Below are 213 nucleotides of genomic sequence, written 5' to 3'. Positions count from 1 at the left end.
GGGTGACGTTTTTGGGGAATGGGCTCACAGCTTGATGGATAGCAGCTCGGATGGCTTCAGAGTGGCGTTGGTTCGGAATTGGGTAATGAGTCTTTTGCCGCTCTTTTCCTTCATTTTGTCGACAAAGAAGAGAGCTATTTTAGACATAATATTGAAGTTCTTTGCCTCGTTATCCTTCCTCTTAAGCTGCCGGTCCTCAAGCATCACCACGTC

The 213-nt window shown here is 46.9% G+C and carries 1 pseudogene; it reads right to left on the bottom strand.

The features are described 5' to 3' along the window. Positions 1-24 precede the first annotated feature (24 nt). Positions 25-213 (bottom strand): annotated as a pseudogene (locus tag HMPREF2890_RS09030) (ISAs1 family transposase); the annotation flags it as partial.

The organism is Porphyromonas sp. HMSC065F10 (assembly GCF_001808555.1).
Classification (GTDB): domain Bacteria; phylum Bacteroidota; class Bacteroidia; order Bacteroidales; family Porphyromonadaceae; genus Porphyromonas_A.
The sequence above is the reverse complement of the archived record's forward strand: the minus strand, read 5'-3'. Positions and strand labels throughout refer to the sequence as shown.